This window comes from bacterium (assembly GCA_018814885.1).
Lineage (GTDB): Bacteria > Krumholzibacteriota > Krumholzibacteriia > LZORAL124-64-63 > LZORAL124-64-63 > JAHIYU01.
This window is the reverse complement of sequence record JAHIYU010000078.1, coordinates 1-6,680: the sequence shown is the minus strand read 5'-3', so window position 1 is coordinate 6,680 and position 6,680 is coordinate 1. Positions and strand designations below refer to the sequence as shown.

Genomic DNA, 6,680 nt, shown 5'->3' with positions numbered 1-6,680 from the left:
GGCCGTCCCTCTGCGCCATCGCGGCGCGGACCGCGGCGCGGTCTCCCGGCACCAGCGAGGCGTCGTCCAGGCCCACCGACGCGTCCTCCCAGACGGACTTCACCAGGCAGCGCTGCGGATCCGTCCCGCCGCCGCCGCCGGGTTCCAGCTCGCCGCCGCGGAGCGTGTACCAGGCGGGCGTCGGCAGGCCGGCGCCGGCCAGCAGCCGCTTGGCGAGGATCTTGTGCGAGGTCGTGAAAAGCGCCTCGGCCGGGCAGCCGGCGTAGACGACGCCGAGGGCGTCGAGCAGCCCGGGCACGACGTGGATGAGGCGCCCGTGCCCCCGGAGGCTCTCCACCAGGTTGAAGACCTGGTCGGGGCGGCGTCGCGCCAGCTCGGACTCGAGCGACGCGAGGTCCGGGCCGCAGCCCAGCACCTCCGGCGCGTGGCCGAGCCGGGTCAGGGCTTCCACCACCGCCGCCGCCTGCACGAGGACGTCGCGCGCGTCGGGCGCGGCGTCAGCTGGCACGTCGTCATGCAGGACGAGGACGCGCATCGATCATCTCCCTGCGTAGCCGCGGCGTGGTCGCCAGCCGTTCGGCTGCGGACTGGACGATGTGGTCGATGAGCTCCACGTACGGCATGCCCCGCGACGTCGCGATCATGGGCAGGTCGGAATGCTCCGGGTGCAGGCCGGCCAGGGGGTTGATCTCCATGACCTGGGGGACGCCCCGGTCGTCGGTGCGCAGGTCCACGCGCCCGCCGTCGCGGCAGCCCAGCGTCCGCCAGGTCGCCAGGGCGGTGCGTTCGGCCAGGGCGACCAGCGGGTCGTCCGCGGCGTCGACGCGGCGGTACTCCACCACCTCTTCGCAGCGCTCCTTGTTCACGTACGAGTAGGCGTCGGCCTCCGCCGCGGGCAGCAGGACGACCTCGAGGGTGCCGAGCACGTTCGCCCGTTCGCCGCTGCCCAGGATGCCGACGGTCAATTCGCGGCCGGGCAGGAACGTCTCGATCAGCACGGGCTGGCGGAAGCGCTCCAGCAGCTCGGCGCAACGGGCCGCGAGCTGGTCTGGGTCGGCCAGCACCGAGGCCCCGTCGATGCCCTTGCCGGTGCCCTCGGCGATGGGCTTGGCGAACAGGGGATAGGGCAGGTCGAGTCCGCGCAGCTCCTCCAGGCGGGAGATCTCGGCGAACCGCGGCGTGGGCAGACCAGCGTCGCGCAGCAGGCGCTTGGTCAGTCCCTTGTGCAGGGTCAGCGACATGATCAGCGGGTCGCTGAAGGTATACGGGATGCCGTACGCGTCGAGGATCGCCGGCACCTGGGCCTCGCGGCCGATGCCGTGCATGCCCTCCGCGATGTTGAAGACGAGGTCCCAGTCAGCGCCTGCGGCCAGGCGCTCGACGAGGCGGATCGCGTTGCCGATGCGCTCGGTCGCGTGTCCCAGGTCGTGCAGGGCGGACTCCAGGGCCTCGATGGTCGACAGACGGTCGAACTCCGCCGTCTCCTCCTCGCCGTAGCCGGCGGCGAGATAGTCGTCGCGGAGATCGTAGGTCAGGCCGATCAGCATGCCCCCTCCTTGTAGCGGTAGAGGTTCCCCTCGTAGTTGCGCAGCACCACCTCGCCGTTGCCGCTCGCCACCAGGTAGTCGGGCTGCAGCGGGATCTTGCCGCCGCCGCCGGGCGCGTCGATCACGTACGTGGGCACGGCGTAGCCGGAGGTCCAGCCGCGCAGGCCCCGGATGATCTCCAGGCCCGTCTCGACCGTCGTGCGGAAGTGCGACGAGCCCGAGATGGGGTCGCACTGGTAGAGGTAGTAGGGGCGCACGCGCATCATGAGCAGCCTGTGCACCAGGGCCTTCATCGTCTCGACGTCGTCGTTGACGCCCTTGAGCAGCACCGTCTGCGAGCCGAGCGGGATGCCGGCGTCCGCCAGGCGGGTGCAGGCGCGCGCCGCTGCGGGCGTGCACTCGTCGGGATGGAGGAAGTGCAGACTCATCATCAACGGATGGTGCTTGCGCAGCATCCTGACCAGCGACGGCGTGATGCGCTGGGGCGTGACCGCCGGCGCCTTCGTGCCGATGCGGATGATCTGCACGTGAGGGATCGCGCGCAGCTCCGTGAGGATCCAGTCCAGCTTGTCGTCGGCGAGGCTCAGGGGCTCGCCGCCGGACAGCAGGACGTCGCGCACCGAGGGCGTGCGCCGTATGTAGTCCAGGCACAGCTCGAGACGGCTCTGCTGGGGCTTCATCTCGCCGTTGCCGACCAGTCGCGAGCGCGTGCAGTAGCGGCAGTAGGTTGGACAGAAATCGTGGACCAGGAACAGGACGCGGTCCGGGTACCGGTGCACGATGCCCGGCACCGGGCTGTGGGCGTCCTCGCCGAGGGGGTCGTCGGCCTCGCCGGGCATGCGCAGCAGCTCGTGCTGTGTGGGCACCACGGTCCGGCGCAGCGGCTGCTGCGGGTCCGACGGGTCGAGCAGGCTCATGTAGTAGGGCGTCACCGCGGCCGGCAGCAGGCCGCCGGCCAGCTGCAGCGCGTGGCGTTCGGAGGGCGACAGCTCGAGCATGCGGTCGAACTGTTCCAGGGTGCGGATGCGGTGGCGCAGCTGCCAGCGCCAATCGTTCCAGTCGGCCGCGGCGGCTTCGGGGAAGAAGGCGCGGCGGAAGGCCGTCTCGCGTCTCGTGGCAGCGGACCGATCGGCGCCCAATAAAAAGCCACCTGCGGGAGCAGGTGGGACGGCGGTGCTCGGGCGGCCAGCTAATGCTAGGCCATGCGACGGAGGTTCGGAAGGAGGCTCTTCGGGGCGCTCCTCCACTCTGCCGGCGGTCGTCTGGACACCGGCGGCGCGGTCGCGACGGGCGACCATATTCTTACGACGCATCGATCTCCTCCCAGGACCAGGGTCCCCTGTGTGTCGGGTGGGATCCGGAATTCGCCGTGCCGCCTGTGGGCTGCGCCGGGCGGGCCCGCGGACCTACCCCGACCTCTTCCTCGCGCGGCCGGACCGCGCCGGTCGCTCTCTGGAAGCGGCGTTAATTTAGACCCGGCAGGCAGGAAGTCAACACGGAATGTCGTTCAGGCCGCAGTTTTTTTTCGAAGGGCCATCACCCCCTTCCGGGGAGCCGAAGAGGTCTGGTGTTGCCTGTGCGCGTATCGTACAATCTTGCGACGTCAGAGGAAGGGGTATCATGGTGAAGAGACTCGTCCTGTGCGCGTGCGTGAGCGCATCCCTGCTGGCCGGTTGCGGGGGCGGTGACGACCCGGCGCAACCCGGGCCCTCCGACAACATCCCGGCCGAGCTGAGGGCCACCGGCTGCCGGACGGGCTCTACATGGTGCGGCTGGTCAGCGGCGACCGCGTGATCACCCGCAAGGTGGTCCTGGCGCGATGAAGGGTCTCCGTGATCTGCAGGACCGGCTCGCGGCCGGCGAGATCGTGGCGCTGACCGCGAGGGCCTGGGGTCGGCTCGCCCCCGCGTTCACGCTCGTCGAGACCCACGATACGGGTCTCGCCGGGGTCCTCGCGTTGGTGGAACTGGACGGACGGCTGGCCGCCGTCGAGCAGCCCGACCGGAAAACGCGCGCTGTGCGCCCCCTGGCCTCGCGCAAGGCGGCGCGGGAGTTCGTGAAAACCAGACTCGCCGCCTACGATCGCCTGTGGGACGGCTGAGGCTGCACGAAGATCGATTACTTCTCCTAAGTTTAGGAGAAACGGATACGAGATGCTCCCCTTGGGAAAGCACACGGTCCTGGTCGCTGCGCTCGTCGTGTTCGCCGCCGAGGCCTGTCCGGCGGCGGAGCCCGAACAGCGGATCTCCCACTACGGCGTGAGCTATGGCCGACACGGCGATCTGGATCTCGTGGGCCTGGACGTGGTCGTGCGCACGAATGCCTTCGCCGATCACGACTGGCTGGCCCTCGATCTCAGCGCGCCGCTCGAGGTCTACCGGTTCAAGGACGACGGCAAGGTCCGCTTCGCGGCGGATTACCTGGTCGGCCTCGGCGTCATGCTGCCACTGATGGCCACCAGCGTGCTGTGCCGGTCCTGCGACTGCGTCGTCAAGCCCCTCGCCCTGGCTTTGCTGCCGGCTTGGGCGCCGCTGGTCCACCCGGCCCTGACCGCCGCGCCCGTCGGCGGCGTGGGCGTGGCGGTGGGCTACGATGCCGCCTACGTTTTCCAGGCCGAAGACAAGGGCGTCGCCTTCAACCCCTACGTGGGGCTGCGCCTCGAGCCCGCGCGGGCCTTTCGCATCGAGGGCGGTGTCAATCATCAGAATTTCTGGAACTGGCAGCGGTCGTCAGAGACCTTCGGCTGGGGCTGGTTCACGCGCGCGGCCGTGTCGACCGACGTGATCGGCGGCGCGAAGACGGGAAGGTCGTACGATTGAAGAAGCAGACGAAGCGGAGGAAGCGGACGAAGGCGCCGCGCACGCGGATCGCGCTGATCGCCGCAGGGCCGTTGCTGGCGGGGATGGTCTTCCTGTGGCTGCATCAGGGTGGGGGCGGGACGCCGTCGCCGCGGGCCGGACGTTCGCCCGGGCCCGGCGTGCTGCTGCTGGGCATCGACACGCTGCGCGAGGACCACACCTGCAGCTTCGAGTCCTCCGGAGTGCGCACGCCCCACATGGAAGCACTGGCCCGCGACGGCATCCGCTTCGCCCGCTGCTTCTCGACCGCGCCGTGGACCCTGCCCTCGTTCGCGTCGATCTTCACGGGCCAGCTGCCATCGCGCCACGAGGCCATCGGCGGCGATTTCCAGATGCTCGACGACCGGCACCAGACCATCGCCGAGCGCTTCTCGGCGGCCGGCTACCATACGGTCGGTTTCATGGGCGTCTACTATCTGACCTCCGTCTACGGCATGGAGCAGGGTTACAACACGGACATGAAGGTGCCCAAGGTCATGACCGACTACGATCAGGCCAGCACCATCACCGCGCTCTCCCTGGAATACTGCAAGCGCTACGGCGACGAGCCCCTTTACCTCTTCACCCATTACTTCGATCCCCACGCGCCCTACGCGCCGCCGCCGCCTTACGACGCCATCTACTACTTCGATCGCGATCCGCGGAGTCCCGGCGAACCAATCCTCGACGCCATCATGGCGTCGGAGACCCTGACCGACGACAACAAGGAGACCGGCATGTACGACTGGCTCGACGGGATAACCGACTGGCGGTATCCCACGAGCCAGTACGCCGCGGAGGTCAGCTACACCGACAAGCAGGTGGGACGCCTGCTCGCGGGGCTGAAGGAGATGGGTCTCTACGACGACATGCTGATCGTGCTGGTGGCCGACCACGGCGAGCATCTGATGGACCACGACATCTACTTCACCCACTACCTGCCCTACCAGGAGACCCTCCACGTGCCGTTGATCGTGAAGCTGCCCGGCAACCGCGGCGCCGGCCGCGTCGTCTCCGAGCCGGTCTCGACCCTGGACGTGCTGCCCACTATCATGGAGGTCGCGGGACTGGAGAACCCGGGCGACCTGGCGGGCCGCAGCCTGCTGCCGGCGATGCTGGGCGACGAGGAGATCGGGCCGCGCACCCTGCTTGCCGAGCAGGGCTCGGCGCCCGACCGCTTCACCAAGGCGCTGGTGGAGTGGCCGTGGAAGCTGATCTATTTCCGCGAGGGCGGGACCGAGCGCGTCGAGCTCTACCGTCTCGACCGGGACCCGTACGAGCGCACCGACCTCTCCGGCCGGACCCCCGGCGTGGCGGCCGATCTCGTCGAGAAGCTGTGGTCCAACTTCGACCTGGATTCGCCCCTGACGCAGAGCGGCGAGCAGCGCCCGGCCGAGCTGGACACGGCCGCACGCCAGCGCCTGCGCTCGCTGGGCTACGTCGACTGATCGCACCTTCTCTGTAACCTGATACCCCGTCGAAACGTCCTTGTAGGGCCATGGACAAACGCGCGTTCGTCGAGATCCTGCAGCGCCAACGGGACCGCGTCTACAGCTACTCCCTGTACTACCTGAGGGACAGGGACGATGCCGAGGACGTCACCCAGGACGCCTTCCTGCGCCTCTGGAACAAGCGGCACGAGGTGGATCCGCAGCGCGTGGAAGCCTGGCTGATCAGGGTCGCGCACAACCTCTGCATCGATCGGACGCGGCGGCGCGATGCAGCCAGGAGGCGTCTGGAGCTGCCGGACGCGCTGGCCGCCGCGGCGAACGCGACGAGCGCCGCGGAAACCGCTCCCGATCACGGGCTGCAGCGGGAGCAGACCCGGGCCATGCTGCTGGACGCCATGGACGCCCTGCAGGACGAGACGCGCAGCGCCATGATCCTGCACTACTTCCAGGGCCTGAAGCTCGACGAGGTCGCCGGAATGCTGGGCATCAAGACGAGCACCGTGAAGGTGCAGCTGCATCGGGCGCGTCAGGTGCTGCGCCGGGTGCTGGAGCCGGGGCGCGAGTGCGATCCGGCCGTGAAACGGGAGACGGTATGACCAGAGATGACACTGCGTGCGACGGGATCGGCAGCCAGCTTGCCGGCTACGCCGCGGGAGAAATGGACCCGCGCGAGGTCGTCGAAGTGGAGCGGCACCTCGCGACGTGTCCCGACTGTCGCGGCGAGCTGGCCAGGGAGATCGCGTTGCGCGAGGCGCTGGCGTCGCTGCCCGTCGTCTCGTGCCCCGCGCGGATCACCGAGGACATCCTCGCGGCGGTGGACGCCCCCGACCGCGGTATCGGAGCGG

Annotated in this window: 9 protein-coding genes; 6 read left to right on the top strand and 3 right to left on the bottom strand. The window is 69.4% G+C overall.

What is annotated here, in order from left to right; genetic code table 11:
* From KJ554_04810 to KJ554_04800, 3 genes are all read right to left on the bottom strand, one after another.
* A partial coding sequence (locus tag KJ554_04810; protein MBU0741659.1) for a D-alanine--D-alanine ligase occupies positions 1-535 on the bottom strand: 535 nt, incomplete at its 3' end.
* A complete protein-coding gene (locus KJ554_04805; protein ID MBU0741658.1) occupies positions 513-1,547 on the bottom strand; it encodes a D-alanine--D-alanine ligase in 1,035 nt (344 codons plus the stop codon). The genes KJ554_04805 and KJ554_04810, both read right to left, overlap by 23 nt.
* Positions 1,541-2,845 (bottom strand): KamA family radical SAM protein, encoded by a 1,305-nt coding sequence (locus KJ554_04800; protein MBU0741657.1) that lies wholly within the window; start codon positions 2,843-2,845, stop codon positions 1,541-1,543. The genes KJ554_04805 and KJ554_04800 overlap by 7 nt, the downstream gene beginning before the upstream one ends.
* Positions 2,846-3,167: 322 nt before the next feature.
* Between KJ554_04800 and KJ554_04795 the strand changes: the two genes are divergently transcribed.
* The 6 genes from KJ554_04795 to KJ554_04770 all read left to right on the top strand — a co-directional run.
* The gene (locus tag KJ554_04795) at positions 3,168-3,341 is read left to right on the top strand and encodes a hypothetical protein (GenBank protein MBU0741656.1); all 174 of its coding nucleotides are present in this window, start codon (positions 3,168-3,170) and stop codon (positions 3,339-3,341) included.
* 25 nt (positions 3,342-3,366) lie between these two features.
* Entirely contained in the window at positions 3,367-3,648 is a 282-nt protein-coding gene (locus tag KJ554_04790) for a hypothetical protein (protein ID MBU0741655.1), read from the top strand.
* Positions 3,649-3,709: 61 nt separating this feature from the next.
* Positions 3,710-4,366 (top strand): hypothetical protein, encoded by a 657-nt coding sequence (locus KJ554_04785; GenBank protein MBU0741654.1) that lies wholly within the window; start codon positions 3,710-3,712, stop codon positions 4,364-4,366.
* Complete coding sequence (locus tag KJ554_04780; GenBank protein ID MBU0741653.1) at positions 4,363-5,832, top strand: sulfatase; 1,470 nt, start codon at positions 4,363-4,365, stop codon at positions 5,830-5,832. The genes KJ554_04785 and KJ554_04780 overlap by 4 nt, the downstream gene beginning before the upstream one ends.
* A 50-nt stretch (positions 5,833-5,882) precedes the next feature.
* Entirely contained in the window at positions 5,883-6,431 is a 549-nt protein-coding gene (locus KJ554_04775; GenBank protein ID MBU0741652.1) for an RNA polymerase sigma factor, read from the top strand.
* Positions 6,428-6,680: zf-HC2 domain-containing protein (locus KJ554_04770; GenBank protein ID MBU0741651.1), on the top strand; the 253-nt coding region annotated here is incomplete at its 3' end. The genes KJ554_04775 and KJ554_04770, both read left to right, overlap by 4 nt.

Coding starts and splice junctions, on each gene's coding strand:
- KJ554_04805 (MBU0741658.1), bottom strand. CDS start 1,547: ATGCTGATCGGCCTGACCTACGATCTCCGCGACGACTATCTCGCCGCC.
- KJ554_04800 (MBU0741657.1), bottom strand. CDS start 2,845: ATGGTCGCCCGTCGCGACCGCGCCGCCGGTGTCCAGACGACCGCCGGC.
- KJ554_04795 (MBU0741656.1), top strand. CDS start 3,168: ATGGTGAAGAGACTCGTCCTGTGCGCGTGCGTGAGCGCATCCCTGCTG.
- KJ554_04790 (MBU0741655.1), top strand. CDS start 3,367: ATGAAGGGTCTCCGTGATCTGCAGGACCGGCTCGCGGCCGGCGAGATC.
- KJ554_04775 (MBU0741652.1), top strand. CDS start 5,883: ATGGACAAACGCGCGTTCGTCGAGATCCTGCAGCGCCAACGGGACCGC.